Origin of the sequence: Mycobacterium sp. IDR2000157661, from assembly GCF_022317005.1 — a bacterium.
Lineage (GTDB): Bacteria > Actinomycetota > Actinomycetes > Mycobacteriales > Mycobacteriaceae > Mycobacterium.
The window spans coordinates 774,245-797,012 of record NZ_CP081006.1 but is presented as its reverse complement, the minus strand read 5'-3'; the positions used below and the strand labels follow the sequence as shown (position 1 = coordinate 797,012).

General features: G+C 63.5%; 24 protein-coding genes and 3 tRNA genes. 18 read left to right on the top strand and 9 right to left on the bottom strand.

Annotated elements, in window-relative coordinates:
• Nucleotides 1-137: 137 nt before the first annotated feature.
• The 8 genes from K3G64_RS04680 to K3G64_RS04645 all read right to left on the bottom strand — a co-directional run bounded on the left by K3G64_RS04680 (nt 138) and on the right by K3G64_RS04645 (nt 7,298).
• Nucleotides 138-1,799 (bottom strand): HD domain-containing phosphohydrolase, encoded by a 1,662-nt coding sequence (locus K3G64_RS04680; protein WP_370647102.1) that lies wholly within the window; start codon nt 1,797-1,799, stop codon nt 138-140.
• Nucleotides 1,732-2,469, bottom strand: coding sequence for a hypothetical protein (locus K3G64_RS04675; protein WP_238889338.1), 738 nt, complete (start codon nt 2,467-2,469; stop codon nt 1,732-1,734). The genes K3G64_RS04680 and K3G64_RS04675 overlap by 68 nt, the downstream gene beginning before the upstream one ends.
• Nucleotides 2,470-2,549: 80 nt before the next feature.
• A complete protein-coding gene (locus K3G64_RS04670; protein ID WP_238889337.1) occupies nt 2,550-3,167 on the bottom strand; it encodes a TetR/AcrR family transcriptional regulator in 618 nt (205 codons plus the stop codon).
• 11 nt (nt 3,168-3,178) lie between these two features.
• Nucleotides 3,179-3,877 (bottom strand): crotonase/enoyl-CoA hydratase family protein, encoded by a 699-nt coding sequence (locus K3G64_RS04665; RefSeq protein ID WP_238889335.1) that lies wholly within the window; start codon nt 3,875-3,877, stop codon nt 3,179-3,181.
• Between the two features lie 80 nt (nt 3,878-3,957).
• A complete protein-coding gene (locus K3G64_RS04660; RefSeq protein ID WP_238889333.1) occupies nt 3,958-4,851 on the bottom strand; it encodes a hypothetical protein in 894 nt (297 codons plus the stop codon).
• A 155-nt stretch (nt 4,852-5,006) separates the two neighbouring features.
• Nucleotides 5,007-5,666 (bottom strand): hypothetical protein, encoded by a 660-nt coding sequence (locus tag K3G64_RS04655; RefSeq protein WP_238889331.1) that lies wholly within the window; start codon nt 5,664-5,666, stop codon nt 5,007-5,009.
• Nucleotides 5,667-5,696: 30 nt separating this feature from the next.
• A complete protein-coding gene (locus K3G64_RS04650; protein WP_238889329.1) occupies nt 5,697-6,413 on the bottom strand; it encodes an MBL fold metallo-hydrolase in 717 nt (238 codons plus the stop codon).
• 21 nt (nt 6,414-6,434) lie between these two features.
• Complete coding sequence (locus K3G64_RS04645) at nt 6,435-7,298, bottom strand: NYN domain-containing protein (protein WP_238889327.1); 864 nt, start codon at nt 7,296-7,298, stop codon at nt 6,435-6,437.
• A gap of 147 nt (nt 7,299-7,445) precedes the next feature.
• On the opposite strand from K3G64_RS04645, the gene K3G64_RS04640 reads away from it, so the two are divergent.
• The 13 genes from K3G64_RS04640 to K3G64_RS04580 all read left to right on the top strand — a co-directional run bounded on the left by K3G64_RS04640 (nt 7,446) and on the right by K3G64_RS04580 (nt 13,109).
• Nucleotides 7,446-7,685 (top strand): DUF4352 domain-containing protein, encoded by a 240-nt coding sequence (locus K3G64_RS04640; RefSeq protein WP_238889325.1) that lies wholly within the window; start codon nt 7,446-7,448, stop codon nt 7,683-7,685.
• Nucleotides 7,686-7,766: 81 nt separating this feature from the next.
• A tRNA-Thr gene (locus K3G64_RS04635) sits at nt 7,767-7,839 on the top strand.
• A gap of 30 nt (nt 7,840-7,869) precedes the next feature.
• Nucleotides 7,870-7,943: transfer RNA gene (locus K3G64_RS04630), tRNA-Met, on the top strand.
• A 38-nt stretch (nt 7,944-7,981) separates the two neighbouring features.
• Entirely contained in the window at nt 7,982-8,149 is a 168-nt protein-coding gene (gene rpmG, locus K3G64_RS04625; RefSeq protein ID WP_059101288.1) for a 50S ribosomal protein L33, read from the top strand.
• Nucleotides 8,150-8,228: 79 nt separating this feature from the next.
• Entirely contained in the window at nt 8,229-8,678 is a 450-nt protein-coding gene (gene hadA / locus K3G64_RS04620) for a (3R)-hydroxyacyl-ACP dehydratase subunit HadA (protein ID WP_370647162.1), read from the top strand.
• On the top strand, nt 8,665-9,093 hold the full coding sequence (gene hadB, locus K3G64_RS04615; RefSeq protein ID WP_238889321.1) for a (3R)-hydroxyacyl-ACP dehydratase subunit HadB: 429 nt from the start codon (nt 8,665-8,667) through the stop codon (nt 9,091-9,093). Before hadA ends, hadB begins: the two co-directional genes overlap by 14 nt.
• A gap of 2 nt (nt 9,094-9,095) precedes the next feature.
• Nucleotides 9,096-9,665, top strand: coding sequence for a (3R)-hydroxyacyl-ACP dehydratase subunit HadC (gene hadC / locus K3G64_RS04610; RefSeq protein WP_238889320.1), 570 nt, complete (start codon nt 9,096-9,098; stop codon nt 9,663-9,665).
• A 116-nt stretch (nt 9,666-9,781) separates the two neighbouring features.
• Nucleotides 9,782-9,854 (top strand) — tRNA-Trp (locus K3G64_RS04605).
• Between the two features lie 75 nt (nt 9,855-9,929).
• The gene (gene secE, locus K3G64_RS04600; RefSeq protein WP_238889319.1) at nt 9,930-10,355 is read left to right on the top strand and encodes a preprotein translocase subunit SecE; all 426 of its coding nucleotides are present in this window, start codon (nt 9,930-9,932) and stop codon (nt 10,353-10,355) included.
• Nucleotides 10,356-10,414: 59 nt separating this feature from the next.
• The gene (gene nusG, locus K3G64_RS04595; protein WP_370647101.1) at nt 10,415-11,251 is read left to right on the top strand and encodes a transcription termination/antitermination protein NusG; all 837 of its coding nucleotides are present in this window, start codon (nt 10,415-10,417) and stop codon (nt 11,249-11,251) included.
• Nucleotides 11,252-11,298: 47 nt separating this feature from the next.
• The gene (gene rplK / locus K3G64_RS04590) at nt 11,299-11,727 is read left to right on the top strand and encodes a 50S ribosomal protein L11 (protein WP_238889318.1); all 429 of its coding nucleotides are present in this window, start codon (nt 11,299-11,301) and stop codon (nt 11,725-11,727) included.
• Between the two features lie 113 nt (nt 11,728-11,840).
• Nucleotides 11,841-12,548 (top strand): 50S ribosomal protein L1, encoded by a 708-nt coding sequence (gene rplA / locus K3G64_RS04585; RefSeq protein ID WP_238889317.1) that lies wholly within the window; start codon nt 11,841-11,843, stop codon nt 12,546-12,548.
• A 291-nt stretch (nt 12,549-12,839) separates the two neighbouring features.
• Nucleotides 12,840-13,109, top strand: coding sequence for a DUF732 domain-containing protein (locus K3G64_RS04580; protein WP_238889316.1), 270 nt, complete (start codon nt 12,840-12,842; stop codon nt 13,107-13,109).
• 230 nt (nt 13,110-13,339) lie between these two features.
• Here the strand turns inward: K3G64_RS04580 and K3G64_RS04575 are convergent, their stop codons facing one another.
• Complete coding sequence (locus K3G64_RS04575) at nt 13,340-13,813, bottom strand: arsenate reductase/protein-tyrosine-phosphatase family protein (RefSeq protein ID WP_370647100.1); 474 nt, start codon at nt 13,811-13,813, stop codon at nt 13,340-13,342.
• A gap of 663 nt (nt 13,814-14,476) precedes the next feature.
• On the opposite strand from K3G64_RS04575, the gene K3G64_RS04570 reads away from it, so the two are divergent.
• The 5 genes from K3G64_RS04570 to K3G64_RS04550 all read left to right on the top strand — a co-directional run bounded on the left by K3G64_RS04570 (nt 14,477) and on the right by K3G64_RS04550 (nt 22,198).
• The gene (locus K3G64_RS04570) at nt 14,477-15,982 is read left to right on the top strand and encodes a sugar transferase (protein WP_238889313.1); all 1,506 of its coding nucleotides are present in this window, start codon (nt 14,477-14,479) and stop codon (nt 15,980-15,982) included.
• 427 nt (nt 15,983-16,409) lie between these two features.
• The gene (locus K3G64_RS04565; RefSeq protein ID WP_238889311.1) at nt 16,410-18,188 is read left to right on the top strand and encodes an SLC13 family permease; all 1,779 of its coding nucleotides are present in this window, start codon (nt 16,410-16,412) and stop codon (nt 18,186-18,188) included.
• Nucleotides 18,189-18,667: 479 nt separating this feature from the next.
• Complete coding sequence (locus K3G64_RS04560) at nt 18,668-19,933, top strand: glycosyltransferase family 4 protein (RefSeq protein ID WP_238889310.1); 1,266 nt, start codon at nt 18,668-18,670, stop codon at nt 19,931-19,933.
• Nucleotides 19,934-19,950: 17 nt separating this feature from the next.
• Nucleotides 19,951-20,949, top strand: a complete 999-nt coding sequence (locus K3G64_RS04555) for an NAD-dependent epimerase/dehydratase family protein (RefSeq protein ID WP_238889309.1) — start codon at nt 19,951-19,953, stop codon at nt 20,947-20,949.
• A 139-nt stretch (nt 20,950-21,088) separates the two neighbouring features.
• The gene (locus K3G64_RS04550; protein WP_238889308.1) at nt 21,089-22,198 is read left to right on the top strand and encodes a polysaccharide pyruvyl transferase family protein; all 1,110 of its coding nucleotides are present in this window, start codon (nt 21,089-21,091) and stop codon (nt 22,196-22,198) included.
• Nucleotides 22,199-22,768 lie beyond the last annotated feature (570 nt).

Here is a 22,768-nt window from a genome sequence, read left to right as displayed (position 1 = left end):
TACGCCCGCATCGACCGCTAGGCCTAATCAGCGGGCACATTCTCACGGAATCACAATCATCGGCTTAGACTTCCGCCGCCGCGGAACGACGCTCACGAAATGGTCGCTCGGACAGAGGAATTCGACGGCAGATCCGGTCACCGGCCGACGTGGCCGGCCAGTCCACGCTCGAGGGCGTACAGGCTGGCGCCGATCCGGTTCGACACGCCGATCTTGGCGTACACATGCTCGACGTGGTTGCGGACTGTCTTCTCGCTGATCACCAGTTCGGCCGCGATCTGCTTGTTGCTGGCCCCCTGGGCCACCCGGCGCAGCACCTCGGCCTCGCGTGCGGTGAGCCCGTGCGGCTTTGTTCTGCCGGCCGCGGGTTGTCCGGCCGCGTGCAGCACCGCGTCGGCGGCGGCCGGATCGAGCGCACCGTCGCGGACCCGCTCCCGCAATCGTCGCGCCGCGCCCGCCGGCCCCAGTGCCTCGCGGTACGGCCGCGGTTCCAGCGCGCTTCGGTAGCTCACCGCGCAGGCCAGCACTCGGTCCGGCATAGTGAGCTGCCGCGCCGAGAGGCCACGCGGATAGCCTGCGCCGTCGAGCGTTTCGTGGTGGTTGGCCGCGACCGTCGCCACCTCCCGGAGGCCGGGCACCTGGCACAGGATCCGCTCCGTCAGATACGGGTGCAGACGCATGCGTTCGAACTGCGCCATGGTGAGCCCGCCGGCCTTGGACCAGATCTGGTTCGACACTCCGATGCGGCCGATGTCGTGCACGTAGGCCGCGCGTCTGGTCAGCGCGATCTGGTCATCGGCCAGTCCGGCGGCTGCGGCGGCGGCTGCCGCCAACTCCGCCGTCGCACCCGAATGACCAAGCGTGAAAGGACATTTCAGGTCGACGAAGTCGCCGAGCGCGGCGAGCAGCCCATCCAGCGCCGTGTCGTCCAGCCGCACATGGCGGTCGGGCGCGTTCTGCAGCGCGGTCCTCCAGACGTCGCCGGACGGAGTGGTCAGCACCGCGGCCGGATCGGTGACGAAGGCGTCGACCACCACCGGGTCGAACTGGCCGCCGCGTCTGCTGCGCGCCATCGCCACCGCACCGTCTACCCCGTACTGGCGGTCGTGCACCTCGACCATGTCGGCGAGCTGGGCGACCCGCATCTCGATCGGGATCTGTTCGCCGGCAGCGCCGTCGGGCAGGCCACCGCCGTCGTAGCGCTCGAAGGTGTAGCGCATCGCATCCTGCACACCGGTGTCGAGCCCGATGTGCTCGGCGAGCAGACCGGCCGATGTGCAGTGCGAGTGGATCAGCTGCGAGATGTGCCCGCGCGCATTGGCGTACAGCGTCGCGGTGGTCTTGAGCCGGGCCAGCAGCGACTCGCCGCGCCCGATGTTGGCCAGCAGGAAACGTTGGTACGGCAGACCCGACCAGTCGACGAAGTAGGAGCTTCTGCGCACGGCGATGTCGTCGCCGAACCACCGGGCGTACTCGTGGGAGTCGGCGTGGCAGCCGATCCACATGATCAGCGTGCAGTAGTAGACGGCGTCGCGTTGCCGCTCGGTCAGGCCGAGCCGGTGGGCCAGCCGCGTGGCGATGAGCGCCGAGCGCAGCATGTGCTCGGCCGGCTGGCCCAGCCCGAGGTCGACGGCCACCGACAGCGCCGCGAGCAGCTCCGCGCGGGTCGGGAGCTCGGGTGGTGCGGACCGGGTCGGCACGGCTTGATTCTGCAACGCCGTCGCCCTGGAATCAGCGGGATAGGCCAAGCCGGTCGGCGTCGCGGTGCCTGGCGACGTCGAACGCCTCGAACAGGCCATGGGCCACCACGCAGATGCCGCGCTGGGGCAACTGGAAGTCGGCCAGATGACCTTGCTCGGCGTGGGGGCCGACGGGTCCGAGGTCGACGCCGTGCAGAACGGCGGTCGAGTCGGCGACGCTCCACAGCTGGCGTGGTGCGATGCGGAACTCCTGGCCGTTGGGCAGCTTGCCGGTGAGCTGGACGCGGCCCAGACCCAGCAGCGGGCCGACGGCCGGACCCATGGCACGTAAGGTGCTGCGGTTGCGGGTAACCGCGGCGGGCATGCGCGACGCGATCGCGGTCATCATGCGGGTGGCCGGGGTTTCGGTGATGTCGATGCGCCAATCCAGCACGCCCGCAATCGAAATGGCCAGCGACCACGGGGTCGGCCAGTGTGCGCTGATGTCGCAGACGACGGGGTCGACGTGGGTGGCCGAGCTGAAGTACCGCGAGCAGCTCTGCGGCCCGGGTGTGGTGGCGTAGAACGTCCATACCCCATCGGGCGTGCGATGCCATACCGATTGATAGGCGGGGGAGAACGACGTCTCCGGGAAGTCGCGGAACGCCAGGTAGTGGCCGTTGGCGAAGGGCAGGCCCATGACGCCGAAGCCGACGACGCGTTCGCCGTCACCGTCGGGCAGGGGGAGGTGTTTCGTGGCGGCCGCTGCGGCCGCAGGTGTAATGGTCATGGTGTCGAGACTCGACGAGGGATGCGGCCGGCACATGAGGCAACTGCCTCAATTCGGCGATTCGGGTGTGAAACATGCGCTCAGCGCACGGAATCACGCCCAAATCGCGGCGGCCGGAGGCCGGCCAGCACCGCCTCCACGCCCAGCGCCCACCGCTGCTCGACCGACCCGCCCGACGGGCCCAGCCACCGGCCGAGTTCCTGCACCGCCAACCCTTGCGCCAGCGCAAGCAGCACGTGTGCGATGTCGGCGACGTCGCCGGCCAGCAAGCCCGCGTCGACGCACCGCTGAATGCGCCCGGTGAACGCCTCGCGCACCGACGCCCCTGCCGCCAGCTCGTCGGGACCGGGATCGAGGTCGGCGAACGGCCGCGAGAACATCAGCTGCGCCAGCCGCGGATAGGCCCGGCAGAACTGGCGGAACACCGGCACCAGCCGCTCCAGGTCGGCCATCGGGTCGTCGGTAACCGCGACGTCAGCAAGCTGTGCCCCGAGCAACCGGAAACCCTCGAAGAACATCGCCCGCAACAGCCCGGCCTTGTCGGAGAACAGCTCGTAGACCGCGGGCACCGACGTGCCCGCGCGCTCGGCCACCCGTCGGGTGGTCAGGCCCGCGGCGCCCTGCTCGGACAGCGTGGTGATCGCCACCTCCAGCAGATGGTCGCGCAACTCGGGCGTGCGCTGCTTCGCCCTCGGCATCGGACGGCTACCTAGCCGAGGCTGAATTCCGTTGCCAGGCCGTCGATCCCGGAACGGATCGCCTGCAGCGCGGATTCGCGCGCCTTCAGTTTGGTCGCCTTGTGCGCGCCGGTGTGCAGCGTCGCCGCCGCCTCGGCCGCCACCTCCTGCGCCCGCGCCACCACCCGGTCGGCCTCGACGATCTCATCGAGCCAGCCGCCCGCGATGGCCTCGTCGCCGGCGAACGTGGCGGCCATCGAGGCGCCGCGGTGGAACGCGGCGGGCGTCAACCGAAACCGCATGATCTCCAGCGCGGCGAGCGGAATCGTCATGCCGATCGCCACCTCGATGGCCTGGCACTTGGTCTTCTGCTGGCCGACGCGGTGATCACCGGACAGCAGCAGAAACGACCCCATCGCGATCGCCGGACCGGTCGCGGCCATGATGACCGGCGCGGGGAACGTCATGCACCGCATCGACAACTCGAACCCGCCCGCGAGCATGTCGTGGGCGGCCTTGGCGTCGCCGGAGGAGAACACCGCCAGATCGAAGCCGCCGCTGAACACCCGGCCGTTGCCCGCGATCACCACCGCCTTTGCCGACTCCTTCTCCGCGCGGTCCAACGCCTCGTTGATCGCGGTCTGCATCACCGGCCCGAGCACGTTGACCTTGCCGTCGCCCAGCCGGATCGTCGCGACGGAGTCGTCGTTCAATTCGTAGTCAACGGTCATCGCTTCTCCTTGGGTGTCGAATCGGATCAATGTTACGAAACATGGCCGAGGTGGTCCACCGCGGGAGTCGGGTCGCGTGCTCAGCCGCGCCGGTGGCGGGCGGAGGTATCGATGACCTGGGTGTGCGCTTCGTCGAAGTCCGGATCGCTGTCCTGGTAGGAGTCCGCCTGTGGCAACTGTGGCGGCTGTGGAGCCTGGGGCGTGGGCTGTGGCGGGGCCTGGGGCGCTTGGGCGGCGTCGGCCCGGTAGCGGTCCCGCAGTTCGCGCAGTTCATCGGAGGCGGCGCGCATCTTCTCGATCTCGCCGCGCAACATGTCCTCGCGGCTCTCGCCGGCGGCGTAGTGGTAGTAGGTCAGCAGATGGCGCAGCAGTTCCAGCTTCTGCTTCTCCTGACGGGCCAGGTCATGGGTGGTCAGCAGTTCCAGTCGCTCGACGGGATGCAGCGTGGACCAGTCCAGGATCGTCGACGTGCGCAACCGGCGACTGCCACGCTTGTTCCCGTCGGCGCCGGGCTTGTCGTGATAGGTGATGGCGCCGTCGAACCGCGACGCGATCCTCTCGCCCAGTTCACGGCGGTCGAGCGCCGAATCCCACACGATCCGCCACTCCTGACCGGGCGCCAGGTATGGAATCTCGGCCGGCAGGTTCAGCGGGGTGATGTCCACGTGGCCGTCGTCGTAGACGTTCTCGTACTTGGCGACCGTGGGCGGGTTGGCGAAGTCGAATCGGATGTCGTAGGCCGGGGTGCGGCCGAAGTTGCGGACCACCAACTCGACGAGATGCCAGTCGTTGGCGGCCGGTTCCATGAACATGGCCACGTTGGGCTGCATCATCTCGGCGGCCTGCTGTCTGGCCCGCCGAGACTGCCGCCACGCGTAGATCAGCGCAACGATGCCGACCACGACGGCGAGCCACGCCGCCAGCGCCGTCCACATGCCCGCCGAGACCCCGAACAGTGTGCTGTCCCAGTCCATGCCCCGCTGTATACCATGGCTCGCCCGCCGATACCTCATTTGCCCAGGGCCGTCGGAAAACCTTGCTGGCACAACACTGGTCACGGCTTCTTCACGACGATGCACCGTCGCAAGAGCAAACTACCGGGTCGCACGGATCGGGTTGCCAGAGGTTGCTACACGGTGTCAGCGCCATCCGGTTCGGGCTTGTGAGGCGGCAGGTTGATGCCACACGCACGGGCGAACTCCACATGTGTCAGTCCGTCCGCGGAGTTCATGTCGCAGTTCCCGAACGGTGCCGCGCCCTCGGGCAGGCCGCCGCCGTGGCCCGAACCGTCGGTGTATTGGTGCGAAACCTTGCCGACACAGCGCGGGTCATGACCGTAGGCGGCGACCACGAGGCGAAGGCCCGGCGGCCGGTGCGGCCAGAGACTGTCGAGGTCAGCCTCATTGCCGTATCCGAGGACCCGGGCGGTGGACCCGACGAACTCACCCACCGCGCGCCACGTCGCGTTGAGACCCGCCGACTGGTCGCCGCGGATTTGCCCGCCCCAGGATTCCACGTCGAGCATCACCGCCATTCTCGGATGCGGCGTGCCGATCTGCGTCCGAAATGTTTCGACGGTTTGCCGCCAATTGACGCGATACACGAAATACGAGATGAAAAAGGTGAGCCGTCCGCTGTCGGCGTTGCGGCGACACCAGTCGTAGTTGTGCCGCCAACGTCGGTCCCGATAGGTGCCGTCGTTGGACCGGATGCACAACACCCGATACGGGTAGCTGTCGTCGACGCCGACCTGCCATTCGGAAACGTCGGCATACAGCGTGTCGGCCACGGGCCCGAGCCTAGAGAAGCCCTGGAGAGCTCAGCCGCCCATCAGCATGCGCCACTGGTCGAGGTTGCTCGCCCGGTAGACGTAGTTGGTCTGGCGGACCTCCGACAGCGACGCGCTCGGCTCGGCCGAATACCAGTGCCCGGGAAAGACGGTGGGGTCGCCGGACAGCTTGGCCAGTGCTTGCAGGCTGCGGAACATGTCGTCGACGCTGCCGCCGGGGAAGTCGGTGCGCCCGCAGCCTTCCAGGAACAGCGTGTCGCCGGCGACCAGGCGGCCGTCGAGCAGGAAGCACTGGCTACCCGGCGTGTGGCCAGGGGTGTGCAGCAGTTCGATGTCGATGTCGCCGACGTTGACCACGTCGCCGTGCTGATGCTCGGTGAGCTCGCTGCGCGCGATGCCGGTGACCCGCGAAACCCAATCCGCCTCAAGGGCGTTGACGTGCACGGGGACGCTGGTGCGCTCCAGCAGCTCGGCCAGCCCCTTGAGCTCGAAGCCCATCATCGAGCCGCCGACGTGGTCGGGGTGGTGGTGGGTGACGAGCACACCGGACAGGTGCATCCCGTCGGCCTCCAGCGCGTCGACCAGATCGCCTGCGGCGTAGGCGGGGTCGACGACGACGGTGTCGCCGGTCTGCCGGTCGCCGATCAGGTAGGCGAAGTTGCGCATCTGCTGGGCGATCATGTCGTCGGTCGCGAAGTCGCGGCCCGAGAGCAGCTGGCGGAAGTAGAGGCGGTCGGTGTCAGCCATGGCCGTCAGCGTATCGACGGCTCAGTCGTTGCCGCGCAGCCGGACCATCCGGATGGTGCTGCTTTCGTCGAGCTCGACGAGATCGGTGCGCGAGCGCAGGAAGTCGCTGAACGAGCGGAAGCCCAGCGACTTCTCCCCGAACGACGGGTCCATCCGCTTCATCTGCGCCTTGACCGCCGAGTTGTGCAGCCAGTCGGAGTCGTCGTCGCGGCCGTGGCTGATCCGCAGCGCGCGCTCCAGCAGGGCGGTCGCGGCGGCCTGCGGGTCGGGTGGCTCGGGCTCGGCCTCTGCCTCGGCCTTGGTGCGGCGTCGCTTGGGCGCCTCGGTCTTGAGCGCCGGGACGCCGGGCAGCGCGTCATAGGAGACGTACTCGTCGCAGGCCGCGGTCAACGACCGGCTGATCGAGCCGGTGATGCCGATGCCGACGACGTAGCGGCCGAGGCGCTTGCAGCGCTGGGCGAGGGGAATGTAGTCCGAGTCGCCGGCCACGATCACCACGTGGGTCAGGTCGGGCAGCCGGAACATGTCCTCGACCGCGTCGACCGCCAGGCGGATGTCGGCGCCGTTCTTGCTGTAAGCGGCGGCTGGGAACAGCTGCACGAGGTCCACCGCGCGGCCCACCAGCTGGTCGCGGTAGTCGGCGTTGACGTCGGTGGACCAGTCGGCGTAGGCCTTTGTGAGCACCAACGTGCCGAACGAGGATGCGAAGTCGATGATGGCGCCGACGTCGACGGTCGCCTGGGTCAGCCGCCCGGGGTGCTTGTGGAACCCGGCTGTCTTGTCGCGCTGAAACGAACTGCGGCCGTGCACCTGGTCGTAGCGGGAGATGACGATGTTGTCGAAGTCGAGGTACACCGCCACACGGGTCGCGCCGGGTTCGGTCACCGTTACGTCCTACCACCTGCCAGCCGGATGTGTGCACGTGCTCGGCAAACCCGGTGGCTGAGCAGTGATGTCAGAATCCGTGATCCCATCGCGGCGCACGGGACCCGACGCCAAGGTGATCGTCGGCCGAGACGAGCGCGCCGCTGGGTGAGACTGCCGCCGCGTTCGGCGAGCACGTCCCGACCCTCGGGCAACAGGTGCGCGACGGCGACTTCGCGTTCGTCGTCACCGGCGTGGATCTACCTCGGCAACACCCTGGCCGACCTCAACCCCGGCGGCACCATCAACACCGCGGTGGTGTTCGACGTCCCCGACGGCACCCGGCCCGAGTCGATCGAACTCCACGACGGCAAGTACTCCGACGGGGTTACGGTGGACTTGGAGTGACCTGCGGTTTGGCGCGTCAAACCGCGAGACTGTACCCTCTTTAAGGCTCGCGCCGTGGTGCGCGGGACCCGAAGTAGGCAGGCCCCCTTAGCTCAGTCGGCAGAGCGTTTCCATGGTAAGGAAAAGGTCAACGGTTCGATTCCGTTAGGGGGCTCGGTGGACGGGCGGCGCCCGTACCCATCGGGGCGGTGTAGCTCAGCTGGTTAGAGCGCACGACTCATAATCGTGAGGTCGGGGGATCGAGCCCCCCCACCGCTACAGGACAGCACAAACGCATAGACGTAAGGACGACAGCCGTGGCCTCCAGTACCGACGTACGGCCAAAGATCACTTTGGCGTGCGAGGTGTGCAAGCACCGCAACTACATCACCAAGAAGAACCGCCGCAACGACCCCGACCGCCTGGAGATCAAGAAGTTCTGCCCCAACTGCGGCAAGCACCAACCCCACAAAGAGTCGCGCTGACGTGCGAGCCCGCGGGCGTCTGCCCAGGGTGCACTAGGTAGGTTGGCTAACCGTGCCGTTGTCTTCGAAGCATGTCGGGATGCATTACCGCTATCCCGACCACTACGTCGTGGGCCGGGAGAAGGTTCGTGAGTACGCCGTTGCGGTCAAGAACGACGACGCGGTGTTCTTCGACGAGGCGGCCGCCGCCGAACTCGGCCATAAGGCGCTGCCCGCGCCGCTGACGTTCATCTCCGTGTTCGGCTACAAGGCGCAGCGCGCGTTCTTCGACGCCCACGGCATCGGCATCAGCGACATGCAGATTGTGCAGGTGGACCAGGTGCTCAACCTCGTCAAGCCGATCTTCGCGGGCGACAGGCTGTACTGCGACGTGTACGTGGACTCGGTCAAACAGGCCCACGGCACCGACATCATCGTGACCAAGAACATCGTCACCAACGAGGCCGGTGACGTGGTCCAGGAGTCCTACACGACCTTGGCGGGTCGAACGGGTGAGGGAGAAGAGGGTTTTTCAGATGCCACTGCGTGAGTTCGATTCGGTCAAGAAGGGTGACGTACTTCCCGAGAGGGTGATCCCGCTGACCCGGGCGGACCTGGTCAACTACGCCGGCGTCTCCGGTGACCTCAACCCGATCCACTGGGACGACGACATCGCCAAGCAGGTCGGGTTGGACACCGCGATCGCGCACGGGATGCTCACCATGGGTCTGGGTGGCGGTTACGTCACCGCGTGGGTGGGCGACCCGGCCGCGGTCACCGAGTACAACGTGCGCTTCACCGCCGTCGTGCCGGTGCCCAACGACGGTGTGGGCGCCGAGATCGTGTTCAACGGTCGCGTGAAAGCCGTTGAGCCGGAGACCAAGTCGGTGACCATCGCGCTGACCGCCACCGCAGGCGGCAAGAAGATCTTCGGCCGGGCCGTCGCCGTCGCGAAGTTGGCGTAATTATGGCGCTGAAAATCGACATCCGCGGGATGGTCTGGAAGTACCCCGAGCCCTACGTGGTGGGTCACGAGCAGATCCGCCAGTACGCCTACGCCGTCAAGGCGCACGACGAGACGAGCCACAGCCTGGAGGCGGCCAAGGCCGCGGGCCACGAGGCGTTGATCGCGCCGCCGACGTTCATGTCGATCTTCGCGGTGATGATCCAGCGGCACTTCTTCCAGCACAACGACCTCGGTTTCGAGACCCTGCAGATCGTGCAGGTGGACCAGAAGTTCAAGTTCCACCGGCCGATCAAGGCCGGCGACGCGCTGACCGGCACGCTGTATGTCGAGTCGGTCGACGAGCGCTTCGGCGCCGACATCGTCACCACCCGCAACACGCTCGTCGACCAGCACGGCGAGCTGGTGATGGAGTCGTTCACCACGCTGATGGGCCACGAGGGCGACAACTCGATCTCGGCCGGATGGGATCCCGAGACCGGTCAGGTGACACGCAAACCGGTCGCGCACGAGGACGACGACGAGGTGGTGATCGAGGTCAACGACGCCGAGAGCGTGCGGGCGGCGGATTAGTAACTACCACGGGTGGCGCGCTACACTCGGACCTCGGGGTTTTCCCAGTCCAGCGCGCTTCCGTCGGGTTTCATCGACCGATCGGGGAGCGCGCGAAGTGTGTGAGTCCCGGATGAAGGGGCGTAGCTCAACTGGCAGAGCAGCGGTCTCCAAAACCGCAGGTTGCAGGTTCAAGTCCTGTCGCCCCTGCTCAAGTGAATACTCGACAACGTGTGGACACTGGATAGTGAACCCACACAAGACCAGACGAACGAAAGGCATGCGGTGAGCGACGAGCGCGATGGTGCCGGCTCCGCAGGCGAGACCGAGAACGACGCCGGCCGCAGCGCGGTCGGGACCCGGCCGACGCGGCCCACGGGCAAGCGGTCCCGGCGCGCCACGGACGGCGAGGACGGCGGCGGCGCCGTCGACCTGGCGACCGGCACCGAGGCCACACCGACCAAGAACGGCTCGGGCACGGCGAAGAAGACGGCCAGGGATCGCGGCAACGGGCCGGCGCGCAACCCGTTCCTGTTCGTCGTCAACTACCTCAAGCAGGTCGTCGCCGAGCTGCGCAAGGTCATCTGGCCGAACCGCAAGCAGATGGTCACCTACACCACGGTGGTGCTGCTGTTCCTGGCGTTCATGCTGGCCCTGATCGGTGCGGTGGACTACGGCCTGGCCAAGCTCGTCATGCTGGTGTTCGGCTGACGAGCGCTCGCGCGAGGAACATTGGGCACTGACGAGCGGGAAATCGAGAGGACTGACACGTGACTAGCTTCGAGGGCGACACGCCTTCGGCCGAGAGCGTCGACCTGGTGGACGGTGAGACGACCGATGCCACCACCGAGGCCACGACCGACCCTGCCACCGAGGAGGTCGACGTCGCCGGCGACGCCGTGAGCGACGAGGCGGCGACCGTGGAGGACGCGGCCGGCGAGGCCCCGGCGCCCGACGCCGAGACGGCTCCGGAAGAGGAGGACGAGGATCCGGCGGTCGCGCTGAAGAAGGAGCTGCGGCGCAAGCCCGGCGACTGGTACGTCATCCACTCCTACGCCGGATACGAGAACAAGGTGAAGGCCAACCTCGAGACCCGCGTGCAGAACCTCGACGTCGGCGACTACATCTTCCAGGTCGAGGTGCCCACCGAAGAGGTCACCGAGATCAAGAACGGCCAGCGCAAGCAGGTCAACCGCAAGGTGCTGCCCGGCTACATCCTGGTGCGCATGGAACTCAACGACGAGTCGTGGGGCGCGGTGCGCAACACGCCCGGCGTGACGGGCTTCGTGGGTGCGACGTCGCGGCCGTCGCCGCTGAGCCTCGACGACGTGGTCAAGTTCCTGCTGCCGCCGGCCGTGGCAAAGAAGCCGGGCAAGGCCACCGCGGCATCGCAGGCGGCCGCCGACGTGGGCGCGACCGAGCGGGCGCCGATCGAGGTCGACTTCGAGGTCGGCGAGTCGGTCACCGTGATGGACGGACCGTTCGCGACGCTGCCGGCGTCGATCAGCGAGGTCAACGCCGAACAGCAGAAGCTCAAGGTGCTGGTGTCCATCTTCGGCCGCGAGACACCTGTCGAACTGACCTTCAACCAGGTCGCCAAAATCTGATCGCGGGCGTTCGAGCCCACTACGAGAGAAGAAGGAACAACACACCCATGGCCCCGAAGAAGAAGGTCACCGGGCTGATCAAGCTGCAGATCCAGGCCGGGCAGGCCAACCCCGCCCCGCCGGTGGGTCCGGCGCTCGGTCAGCACGGCGTCAACATCATGGAGTTCTGCAAGGCGTACAACGCCGCAACCGAGAACCAGCGAGGCAACGTCATCCCCGTGGAGATCACCGTCTACGAGGACCGCAGCTTCACGTTCGCGCTCAAGACGCCGCCGGCGGCCAAGCTGCTGCTCAAGGCTGCCGGGGTGCAGAAGGGCTCGGGTGAGCCGCACAAGACCAAGGTCGCCAAGGTGTCCTGGGATCAGGTGCGCGAGATCGCCGAAACCAAGAAAGAGGACCTGAACGCCAACGACATCGACCAGGCCGCCAAGATCATCGCCGGCACCGCCCGGTCGATGGGGATCACGGTCGAATAGATCTTTCGGCGCCGCCGTGGCGTCGAACCGTGGGAGAGCCAGCTTCGGCTCGGCGATGAGCGCTCGCGAAGAGCAACCATCACGAACCACAACTCAGCAACTAGGAGAAACGAATGAGCAAGACGAGCAAGGCGTACCGCGAGGCCGCCGAGAAGGTCGACCGCGAGCGGCTGTACAGCCCGCTGGAGGCGGCGAAGCTGGCCAAGGAGACGTCGTCGAAGAAGCAGGACGCGACCGTCGAGGTGGCCATCCGCCTCGGCGTGGACCCGCGTAAGGCCGACCAGATGGTGCGCGGCACCGTGAACCTGCCCAACGGCACCGGCAAGACCGCGCGGGTGATCGTGTTCGCGGTCGGCGACAAGGCCGAGGCGGCTGAGGCGGCCGGCGCCGACGCGGTGGGCAGCGACGATCTGATCGAGCGGATCCAGGGCGGCTGGCTGGACTTCGACGCCGCGATCGCGACGCCGGATCAGATGGCCAAGGTGGGCCGCATCGCGCGTGTGTTGGGTCCGCGTGGTCTGATGCCGAACCCGAAGACGGGCACGGTGACCCCGGATGTGGCCAAGGCGGTGGCCGACATCAAGGGCGGCAAGATCAACTTCCGCGTCGACAAGCAGGCCAACCTGCACTTCGTGATCGGCAAGGCGTCGTTCGACGAGAAGGCGCTGGCCGAGAACTACGGTGCCGCGCTCGATGAGATCCTGCGGGCCAAGCCGTCGTCGTCGAAGGGCCGCTACCTGAAGAAGATCGTCGTCTCGACGACCACCGGCCCGGGCATCCCGGTCGACCCCGCGGTGACGCGCAACTTCACCGAGGCGTAAGTACCAAAGCTCGAAGCCCTCGCCATACGTTGGCGGGGGCTTCGGCGTTTCTCACCGGAAGAAGGCACAACCGCCAATGTCTGGTTTGGGAAGCTCCTCCTGGTGCGACCGGTGGATCCTCCGATGAACTAAGGCTTTTTGCGGTACGGTGCTTGTTGATAGCCCTGAACGCGGAAGGCATGGCGGACAGAGCTACGGGGATGTTTCACAGGGGGAGAAATGAAAAGAATGGCTTTGCGCCGTCTTGCGAGTGCAGGGCTCGCAACTCTATTACTGGCGGCAGGTGGGTTCGTGTCCGTCGCGCCCGCGAATGCCGACGAGAAGGACGACAAGTTCATCGCCCAACTCGATTCTGAGCACGTGCCTTACGCCAACCGGACAGAAGCGATTCGCGCTGCGAAAGACTTCTGCGTTGCGAGTATCAGGCAGAGCTCGCCTAATCCCGAAGGACGCGGTACGCCCAGGGGGACTGCGGTCGAGGATTTGTCACTGCATATGGGCTGGACCGCGACCGAGACTCAAGAATTCATCAGGGCCGCCAATCCGATTTACTGCCGTTGATGGCGCTCGCTTAGGTCTCTACTTCTGTGCACATTGGCGCCCTGAAGTAGTCGTGCGGTGCCGATCAGCGGTTGGCCGGATTTGTTCGCGGCGAATAATTGATGGAGATGTCGTGGAAGCATGAGACGCCCGATTATGCGCGAGGTCCTACCCAAGCCTGTGCTGTAGGGCAGTTGGCCTGCGCCCTCCATCCTGATCGGACTTCGAGTGGTCGACGCCGGGCCGTGGTCTTAGTGCGCCGGTCGAAGTTTCAAGACCGAGGGCACCAGGTCGGCGATCTCCCGGCCGATGATCGCGTGGAAGTCAGGACTCCGCCCGATGGGGTCGGCGACATCGGGCATAGCCTGGGTGGCCAGCTGAGGGCGTAGCGCAGCGAGGTCTTCGACGGTTGTCGCGCCACAGACATCCACGAGCCGCGCGACCTCATGCAGGGTAAAGGTTCTGTGTAGTTGCTTAGGGGCAAGTTCGAGCACGGCGTCGAGGTGGACTCGCGTCATGGTGACGACGAGATCGGCCTCCGAAGCGATTCGTTGCGTGACCTGTCGTGCTGCAAATTGGGACGGGTCGCCGCCCAGGTCCTCGAGCGCGGCCGCTGCGTCGGGGTGCATCGGGTGACCGATGACCGCACGGGTTCCTGCGCTCGATGCAGTGATCTCTGCGCCTGCTGGCTGATCGCCATAACTCCTGCTGAGCCGTTCAGCCATGGGCGACCGGCAGATGTTGCCCGTGCAAACGAATAGAACGTGCATAGCTACCCTTCTTCTGGGTCGGAAGCGTATGCAGAGCTTTCCCAGCTTCCGACGTCTGAACCTAACGCGAATGGGTGGTCGCAACCTCTGGGTGGCTCGAGTTGGACGCCTATCGCCTCCGCTGTGGACTGGCTTCTCGAGCCGTCAAGCGAGCTACACGCCAAGGGTGCGGACACACAGTCAGCTACGAGCCTTGTGCGCGAACGATCAGCTCAAAACCAACTGAAGGCACTAGCAGCTAATAGCAGATCTGCCGCGGCTGTCAGACCACTTGCCTCGCGCGCCCATAGACCGAACACAGGGCTTCATGAATGGCCTCGCCCGTGACGTGAGAGCCGAATACGAAACACTCACCCAACGGCGCGTGTTTCTATCGGGTCCAACTGTAGGGAAAGTCCCTATTCCTTTCACGGACGTCAGTTAATAGGCTGTGATCTACTTGAGACGAGTTGGACGTCGCGCCGTGACCCGGGGGTAGGGCCGGAACGTCGTCGGACTCGAAGCAGGGGACAGTAGCGGCTCGACCGCTGTTTGGGGGGTCGTTGTGACGTTGGGGGGCGCTCTTATGAGCCGTTGCGACGCGGGATGTCGCTTTCATTGTCCGGCGGGGGGGAAGCCATGACGGTTGTCGATCCGATTTCGCCATTCGTTGCAGGCGGGCTGGATCCGATCAGAAGTGTGCCAAGAAATCTGCCCGTGCTGGATTTTCGTGACTCACCGGCCCGGGCGGCGCACACTGAGATTGCAGTCGCCGACGACGTCAAGCAAGCCGATTCGCCAGGCCGACTGGTCCGCCACCTGCGCCGGGTCCGGGCGTGGATGGTGGTGCCAGTCGTTGACTTCCTGTTGATCCTCGCTCCCATGGCTTGGCGACCGCCGCAGATCTACTCCATACTCACTTTGGCGTTGCTGGCGACGCTTCTCCTCTGTGGAGGGGGGCGGTACGTCTCGCGATTGCACTTGAGTGTTCTGGATGAACTGCCGTCGATCATCACCAGGCTGATGACCGCCGTGGCTGTCGTTTGCGCGGTCATCCTTTATCTCCATCAGCGTTCACAGGTTCTAACGTTCCTGGAGACGGCATGCCAAGCGGTCGCACTGGTCATCCTCGGCCGCGTCATCACCACACGTCTGATCGCCATCGGCCGTAAGGCGGGCATCGTCGAGCATCGCACGATCCTGATTGGTGGAGGTCATCTCGCAGTTGAGATAGCGAAAATCGTTGCGGCACATCGTGAATACGGCATTAAGCTTGTCGGCTTCGTCGACGACGGTGAGCAGGCGCCGGCTTACAAGCATCTTGGACGCCTGGGTAGGCTCGCAGATCTCGACTTCGCAGTCCTCACAACCGGTGCGGTTACTCTGCTGGTGGCAGACGGTGAGTTCGAGGAACGGGCACTGATGGACGCCGTTCGAACGAAGGTATGTCAGGACATTGAACTTCTCGTCGTCCCACGGATGCATTACTTCCACACGCAGACGGGCATGGCTGACCACATCGGCTCGATCCCGGTCATGCGGATCCGCAACCCAAACCTTCATGGTCCTGCCCGACTCTTCAAGCGCGGCTTCGACATCGTCGTCGCCGTCACAGCGCTGACTCTCTTGCTGCCGGTCCTTGCGCTAACGGCTTTCGCTGTGAGGATCGAAGGTGGCGCGGGAGTGATATTCCGCCAGGTGAGGGTCGGGCGCGACGGTAAGCACTTCGAACTGCTCAAATTCCGGTCGATGCGTCCGGCAAATGTCCATGAGTCACAGACCCAATGGACGGTGGCCAATGACGACCGAGTCGGTGCGGTCGGGCGACTCTTGCGCTGCACGTCGATTGACGAGTTGCCTCAGTTGTGGAACATCCTGCGCGGTGATATGACTCTCGTCGGACCCAGGCCAGAGCGGCCGCACTTTGTGGAGCAATTCGCCGGACAGTTCGACAGGTACATGCATCGTCACCGCGTGCAGGTTGGGCTCACTGGGTTCGCTCAGGTGAGTGGATTACGAGGGGACACGTCGATCGCCGACCGCGCGCGCTACGACAACTTCTATATCGAGAATTGGTCCCTGTGGCTGGATATAAAGATCATTCTCAGAACCTTCCGCGAGGTGCTTTTCTATCGCGAAAGGTGAGTCCCAGCTTCATCCGCGGTAACAGCGGGTCCGCCATGACAGCTCGGAGGCGCACGTCGTATCGCTGCTCAGCAGCTTTGACCGACGTGCGGCGTGCACAATCGGCGATCGCTAACCGCTGTCGATCCCGGCGAGTAGTTCAGTTCCTGCGGTCGCCAGCCGACGCAATAGCCGTTGGCATCGCGAGGCACGGACAATTGAATGCCACCGGGAATGCGTGCGAAGCCGTGCAGGCTCCGCGCTGGAATATTCAGTGTGGGCCGCGTTTTGGTGATGTCGCTTCGTCGAAGCACCGCGAATGACCGTTCGCGGGCGTACTCAACGCCGCGAGTGACGAGCTTTCGACGCTACGGTCTCCAAGGGCGTTATAGGTTTCGCTTGCACGACTATGCGAGATTGCGGTTGACGGGTCTAGCGGAGGCGGCTTGTGACGATTGATGCATGGATCACGCTCGCCGTCGTCGGCGCTACCGTCAGTTTGCTAATACTGGACCGGTTTAACTCAACGCTGGTTATGGGCGGCGCTGTTCTGGCGTTGTATGCCCTCGGCGTCATTGACCAAGACCAGTTGTTGGCCGGCGTTGCCAACGAATCTTTGGTGATCGTCGCCGCACTGTATGTGTTGGCTGGAGCAGCCGATATCACTGGTGCGTTTGACGGTCTCACCTCGAGACTCCTTGGTGGCGCGTCCCGGACTAGGCCTCGGGGAGAGTTGATGCGTGTGTGTGGTCCGTCGGCTGCAGCGTCGGCATTTATTGCGAACACGCCTTTAGTCGCGATGCTTGCTCCTCGGGTCTTGCGCTGGTGCCGGCGCACGGGCCGGTCACCCTCGCTCTATCTCATGCCGTTGAGCTATGCCGTGATTCTCGGCGGGTGTATGACCATGATCGGCACCTCGGTCAACCTTTTCGTCAACGACCTTATCGATAAGGCCGGTCTGGGCAGACTCAATGTGTTCGCGATTGTGGGGATCGGACTCCCACTTGCCCTCGGCGGCATAGTTCTAATGGTTTTGTTGGGGCCTCGCCTACTGAGGGATCGCACTGCGCCCGGTGAAGTACTCGCCGGCACAGAGCGCGAGTTCACCGTGGAAATGACTGTCGTCGCCAATAGCTCACTTGCCGGAGCGACCGTTGCCGAAGCGGGTCTACGCAATCTCGATGGGGTGTTCCTAATAGAGGTAGAGCGGGCAGAGAAGGTCATCGCCGCAGTAGGTCCGGAAGAGCCACTGGCAGCAGGGGATCGCCTAGTGTTCGTCGGAAACCTCACTCGGGTGCTGGATTTGCAGCGGATATCCGGTCTAGTTTCGGCTGAGGCCCGTCACTTCGCTGATCTGGCGCGAAACCCGCAGCGTCAGTTCGTGGAGGCCGTCATAGGAGCCGGTTCCCCGCTGATCGGTTCCAGCCTGAAGGCCTCGGGATTCCGCCGCCGTTATGGCTCGGCCGTTGTAGCAATCCATCGGGCTAGCGAACAGCTGAAGGGCAAGCTGGGCGATGTCCGCCTACGGGCAGGTGACGTGCTGCTGGTTTTGGCCGGCCCCGATTTCTACCAGCGTTACCGTGAGCACCGCGACTTCGCTGTCGTTTCTCCCCTGAACCAGGACATGCCGATTAGGCGCGAACATTCGAGGACTGTTGAGTTGGCGATAGCGGCGCTGATCCTGCTTGCTGGCACCGGCGCGCTAGATCTGATGAAGGTGTCGCTACTCATCGCTTTCGGTCTCATCATCGCGAGAATCGTGACCCTGCGAGATGCTCGGCGCTTCATTGATGTCAATGTTCTGCTCCTGATTGCAACTAGCTTCGGGCTCGGAACCGCTGTTGAGCAGAGTGGTCTCGCCTCGTCGCTGGCCGATCTCGTTGTGGCCGCCTCTGATCGGCTCGGGAACTACGGCCTGCTCGTCGCCGTCCTTGCGGCCACGATGCTTGTCACAGAGGTGATATCGAACATTGCTGCGGCCGCGATGATGTTCCCAATTGCCATCGCGGTAGCCGAACAGGCCCAAGTCAACCCTCTGCCCTTCGCGGTCTTGGTGATATTCGGCGCGAGCCTGTCATTCCTTACGCCAATCGGTTACCAGACGAACACCATGGTGTGGGCGATGGGAGGCTATCGGTATACCGACTTCGCACGACTCGGTGCGCCATTGACCTTGTTCGTTCTGCTGGCTACGCCGGCGTTGGTTCCTATGTTCTTTCCGCTTTAGTTTAATGGATTGGGCTTGCCTGACCGGCAGATCTGACCAACAAACCGTCGACCTAGCGCGCGTTGAGCCGCGAGGCCTGGGTGGGAATCGCTCGGCCCTTCCAGTGAGGCGGACTGACTCGACCATGAGTTCCTCGTTCGCCACGAACATTAGGGAAACCCCCGATTCCTCGAAGTGCGCTCGGTAATATGCTCACTATCAAGTGAGGACGACCGGCACGCACGACGGAGTGACACCGTGGAGCCGCTCGGTCGGGGGATCCTGAGTTCTCAGTGATGGTGCCGCTGCCAGGCGGCCACTTGGGGGTATGACGTGGTACGTGGTTCGGCTGTTGGTGGGCGGAAGACGCCCGCATGAGTCGCACGAGCGCACTGGAGGTGCAATTAACCTCCGTCTTTCCGTCGCTACCGAGTGTCCCCAGAGCTAGCGGACACCGTCGAGATACCGCCACCTAGATGCATCCTACGAATGGTCCACGTTTGACGCTTGTCGTCCATGACTTCGCAGGCCACCCTGGGCAGCTGCAGCTCAGTCGCGAACTCGCGCGACGCGGTCATGTCGTCGAGCACCACTACTGCTCATCAGTTGCCACCGGCCAAGGTGCCACGGATCGCCGGCCTGATGACCCAAGTTCCTTCTCAATACTGGGCATAGGGCTAAAGAAGGAGTTTGCGCGGTACTCGCCGGTTCGGCGTATCTCGCAGGAGTTCAAGTACAGCTGGCTCTCGGTAAGGGCCATTTTCGCGGCGCATCCAGATGCGGTGATCTTCGCGAATGTCCCTGTGATACCGCTGCTCATCATCGTAATAGCGCTGCGGCTGCGAAGGATTCCCTACATTTCTTGGTGGCAGGATGTGTATAGCGAGGCGGTGGGCACCGCCGCCCGCCGAAAGCTTGGGTCGGTCGGCGCCGCGATAGGTTGGCTTGCAGATCGGATGGAATCTGCAGTTGCGCGCAATGCGGCAGCAATCATCCCGATCGCCGACGCTTTCGTTGAGCGCTTGCGGACATGGAACATCGCAAACGAAAAAGTTCGGGTCATCCCCAACTGGGGAGCATTGGACGAGGTCCCCGTTAGGCCTCGGACCAACCTATGGTCGAAGGCGCACGGACTGTGTGATTCCACTGTGGTGATGTACGCGGGAACCCTTGGGCTGAAACATGATCCCTCAAGAATTGCCGAGCTGGCACATGCGGTTTCCGACGATTGCCGAATCGTCGTGGTCTCTCAGGGTAAGGGCAGGGAGTGGCTGGAGGAGAGTTGCCGGGACACCGATAAACTGGTCTTACTGGACTATCAGCCCTATGAACAGCTTCCGGACATGCTCGCTAGCGCCGACGTGTTCCTCGCGCTGCTTGAATCTGACGCGAGCCGCTACTCGGTACCTTCAAAAATCCTGAACTATCTATGCGCGGGACGCCCGGTGTTGGCGTTGTTGCCGCTGGACAATGCTGCCGCTCAAACGATCGAGCATGCAGGAGCCGGGATTGTCCGGCGTCCAGGCGACGCGGAGGGCGCCAAGTCGTCGCTTCTCCGCCTGATCGCCAGGCCGGATCTTCGCCACAAGCTGGGCTCGAATGGCCGTCGCTACGCGGAGCGTGTCTTTCACATCGAGAATATTTGTGACCGCTTCGAGGAAGTGATTCTGTATGCAGCCGGCCTAGGGGACCCGCTGCATAAAGAACTTGAACCGGCCGAACTGGCCGACGAGACAAGTACGACGACACTCGCGATGGACGAGTGATCACGGGAGGAACAGACATGGCCAGCAATAAGGAAACGGTGCTCGTCGCCGGGGCCGGTGGCTTCATCGGAGGCCACTTGGCGCGGAATCTGGCTCAGAAAGGTGCCACGGTCCGTGGTGCGGATATCAAGTCGACAGTCGATTGGTATCAGGCTCCCTTGGGTGTGGAGACACTGCAACTCAACCTATCGAAGATAGAAGACTGCAGGCGTGCCGTTGAGGGAGTCGACATCGTATACATGTTGGCTGCTGACATGGGGGGAATGGGGTTCATCGAAACCCATAAAGCGGACTGCATGCTGTCGGTGCTGACGAGCACGCATATGCTGATTGCTTCCCGGGATGCCGGCGTGAGCCGCTATTTCTATTCCAGCTCAGCGTGTGTCTACGCTGCCGACAAGCAGGTCGCTGCCGATGTGACGGCGCTGAGGGAAAGTGACGCCTACCCGGCCATGCCTGAAGATGGCTACGGGTGGGAGAAGCTGTTCAGTGAGCGCATGTGTCGCCATTTCCTTGAGGACTTTGGCCTCGAAACTCGAGTGGCGCGCTACCACAACGTGTATGGACCGATTGGGAGCTTTGAGGGCGGCCGTGAGAAGGCTCCAGCGGCGCTATGCCGCAAAGTCGCTGAGGCAGTGCTCAGCGGTAGGCACGAAATCGAGATCTGGGGTGACGGCGAGCAGACACGCAGCTTCATGTATGTCGATGACTGCGTCGAGGGATCGATCCGAGTGGCCGAGGGTGATAGTCCTGAACCGGTGAACGTGGGGAGTTCTGAACTCGTGACCATCAACCAAATGGTCGACATCATCGAGAAGATTGCTGGGATTACGGTCAGGCGCAACTATAAGTTGGATGCACCACTAGGCGTCCGCGGCCGGAACAGCGACAATACGATGATCAAGTCCGTTTACGGATGGGAGCCATCCACACGACTCGTTAATGGCCTTGAGAAGACTTACCAATGGATCTTCGACCAACTGTCCACGCACAGAGGCGTACGGGCCGCAGGCTAAGGCAAGGTTAAGCCCCACTTCTCTGAGAAGAGTCAATAATGATCACTGTTAGGTTAGTGAGTAGCTTCGAATCTTGTAACCATGGCACGTTTTCGGTTTGAGACGTTGATAAAGGCGGTTGACAAAGATCGTCAGAGAGGTGACCCGTGGCATCTTATCAGAGGATTTTGAATCGATGACGACGTCGCCGAGGCCCCGTGTTGCACTCGTAAGTGGATTTTGGGGTCAGAACATCGGCAATGCTTTCTTTAATGTTGGCGGAAAATGGCTATTGGAGCAAATTTTCGGACTGGGTGTCGTGGAGTTCATTCAGGACCAGCCCGGCTATCGTACGTTCCACAACGCGGCAAGAGGAAACCCGAAAAACGACATCGGATTCATACAGTACCTAGATGTAGACTACATCGTCCTGCAGGGTCCGGTGTTTTCTGAATATATCGCAGAGTTGTGGGCAGCTACTATTACTGCTCTCTCGAAGCGAGGCACGAAGTTCCTTCTGATTGGAGCGGCATTCTTTAAGTTCACCAATCATGAGCTTGCGGCGGTTCGTAAGTTTCTTGAGCAATTCCCGCCAGCCTTGATTTCTACCCGAGATTCCAGATCTTATTCAATTTTGGAATCGTGGGATCTAGGCGTTCCGCTCTACGACGGTTTGGACAGTGCGTTTTTCGCGCCGAAAACCTACGTACCGTTCAGGACAGCGGACCTGGACTACTACGCGTTCAATTTCGACCGGTATCCCGAGCCTTCGATCACCCTTGGCCCAGAGAAAAGGTTTTCAGACATCCGGTTCGAAGCTGAAGGGGTGATGTGGAACCTGCGAGTTCCCCCAGTAGTGTCCCGGCTAGCGCACCGCTCGAAGGTACAGGCATACATTGGTCATGCGCTTGATCGCCGCAAGCTTCCACAAGAACTCAATGGGAGGAAGATCATCCGGCCGGAGCACCGTTTTAACCCGCATATGACATACAAAATCTACCAACACGAGAACGCAATTGCGTCTGACGAGCCGTGGACATACTTCACGGTATATGCGAACTCGTGTATGACGTTGGCAGACCGCGTGCATGCATGCGTCGTCACGCTCGCCTATGGCAGTCCGGCGATGCTGTTCACACCGAGCGCTAGGTCAGCGCTCTTCGACCGCGTCGGCTGTGGCGATATACGCAACCGGCCGGTGTCGATCGACCCGGCCTATCTGGAAGACGAGCGCCAGAATGAACTCGCGTGGTTGATGGCGCACGTGTAGGCAGCAACCCGTTATGGAAAGATCCGGTTTGATTTTGTCGAATAAGCGGATTGGCGAGACGAATCCGACGATGGGCCCGCCTGAAGGTGCGCTCACTAACTGCGCCACCGGCGATAGTACGGTGGCCCCTCAACCGGCATACAATGCGGCCTCCAGTCGCGCACGACCTGCGCGCGGCGATAGTCCACGCGGCCACGTGAGAAGATGACTCAACCAAACTTTGCAATAATCGGTGCGCCCCGGTGTGGAACGACCTCGCTCGCACGCTGGCTAGAGTCGCACCCTGCTGTATATCTCACGGATCCTAAAGAGCCCTTCTTCTTTGCCGACGACTTCCCCGGGTTGCGCGCCCTCCAGGGAGTTTCCGATGTGACCTCATATTCTCGGTTATTCGACCGCGCGGGACCACGTCATGTAGCGGTCGGAGAAGCGTCGTCGCTGTATCTCGCAAGCCGCGGGGCGGCGATGAGATTCGTTGATTTTGGCGCTGATCCGATCTTGATCGCGTTACTTCGGAACCCTGTCGATATCGCGCAATCATTTCATGGTCAGATGGCCCTCCAGGGATTC